Genomic DNA, 2,093 nt, shown 5'->3' with positions numbered 1-2,093 from the left:
CCGCAGGACTGCTTTGCGGTGGAAGATTCGCCAAACGGAATTTTAAGTGCCTATCGTGCCGGATGCAAGGTGATCATGGTGCCGGATCTGACACAGCCGGATGCAGAACTTGAAAAATTTCTCTACAAAAAAGTGGAATCGCTTGTAGCACTAAAGGAGTATTTTTAATTTTTTTCTTGCAATCCTTTCCATTGTGTGATAAAACAGATTACAAAAGAAGTACATGCATTGATGGAGACTCTTCTTATCAGACGTCGACAGGAATACAGCGTCACCGACTGAGAGCGCTGTTTGAAAGAGATAAGAAAGGGAACACTGCCGGAGCAGACGGATTGAACAAGAACAGGACGTTTTTAAAACGAAATGAGAAAGTAGGTTCGTACGTGAGCGCACGTTACGCGTAAGAGAGGGAAGATGGGTTTTCTCATTTTTCAATGCGGGTGGTACCGCGGATAATCTGAATTATTCGCCCCGGAATACAAAATAAGTATTCCGGGGCTTCTTTTTATGTTTTTACAAAAAGAAGCCTCGGAGAAGAAAAGGAGTAAACGATATGAGCAACATTTACAGAGATGTGACACTGAATCAGGTAAGCGAACAGGACATCGGAAAGACGATCCGTGTGGCAGGCTGGGTAGAAAATATCCGTGACCACGGCGGGGTATCCTTTATCGATCTTCGTGATATGTATGCAGTGATGCAGATCGTTATCCGCGATGGAAAATTACTTGAGGGCATCCGCAAGGAGCAGGCAGTCACCGTGGAAGGTCTGATTGAAAAAAGAGATGAGGAAACTTACAACCCGAAGATCCCGACCGGAACGATCGAGCTGGATGCAAAGGAAGTAACCGTTCTTGGTGAGGTATATTCCCAGCTTCCATTTGAAGTCATGACAAGCAAGAGCGTACATGAGGATGTACGTTTGAAATACCGCTATCTGGATTTGAGAAACCAGAAAGTAAAAGACAACATCATTTTCCGTTCCAAGGTAATCGCTTACCTTCGCGAGAAGATGACCGAGATGGGATTTCTCGAATTACAGACACCAATCCTTTGTGCATCCTCTCCGGAAGGCGCAAGAGACTGCATTGTTCCTTCCAGAAAATACAAAGGAAAATTTTATGCACTGCCACAGGCACCGCAGCAGTACAAACAGCTTCTGATGGTTTCCGGATTTGATAAATATTTCCAGATCGCACCGTGTTTCCGTGATGAGGATGCAAGGGCAGACCGCTCACCGGGAGAGTTTTACCAGCTTGATTTCGAGATGAGTTTTGCAACACAGGAAGATGTGTTTGCAGTCGGAGAGGAAGTGCTCTCCGCAGTATTTGAAAAATTTGCACCGGAAGGAAGCATTGTCACAAAAGCACCGTATCCGATCATCAGCTACAAGCAGGCGATGTTGGAGTTTGGCTCCGACAAACCGGATCTTCGCAACCCGCTCCGCATTATGGATGTGACCGACTTTTTCCAGAAATGCACATTCAAGCCGTTCATCGGAAAAACGGTTCGTGCGATCCGCGTTCACGCCGATATGTCCAAAGGTTTCCACGAGAAACTCCTTAAATTTGCGACCGGACTTGGCATGGGTGGATTAGGATATCTGGAAGTATTAGAGGACGGCTCTTATAAGGGACCGATCGATAAGTTTATCCCGGATGACTGCAAGGAAGAATTCCGCACATTGACAGGACTAGAGGTTGGAGATACTATATTTTTTATGGCAGACCGGGAAGAACGTGCGGCATACTATGCCGGCATGATCAGAAATGAACTCGGTGAGAAGCTGGATCTGATCGAGAAAAACGCATACCGTTTCTGCTATGTCAATGATTTCCCGATGTTTGAGCGCGATCCTGAGACGAAAAAAATCGGATTTACCCACAACCCGTTCTCCATGCCACAGGGCGGTTTAGAGGCACTTAATACGATGGACCCGCTTGACATTCTGGCATACCAGTACGATATCGTCTGCAACGGCGTGGAACTTTCGTCCGGTGCTGTCCGCAACCATGACATGCAGATCATGGAAAAAGCATTCGAGATTGCAGGCTATGATAAGGAAGTGTTAAAGAACAAGTTTGGCGCGTTAT

1 protein-coding gene is annotated in these 2,093 nt (G+C 46.2%); it reads left to right on the top strand.

Going from position 1 to position 2,093, the window contains the following annotated elements; all coding sequences use genetic code 11:
- Positions 1–553: 553 nt before the first annotated feature.
- A partial coding sequence (gene aspS, locus ACR0QE_RS13355) for an aspartate--tRNA ligase (RefSeq protein ID WP_432628825.1) occupies positions 554–2,093 on the top strand: 1,540 nt, incomplete at its 3' end.

This window comes from Brotaphodocola sp. (genome assembly GCF_050873065.1).
Taxonomy (GTDB): Bacteria; Bacillota; Clostridia; order Lachnospirales; family Lachnospiraceae; genus Brotaphodocola.
This window is presented reverse-complemented; position numbering and strand designations above follow the sequence as displayed.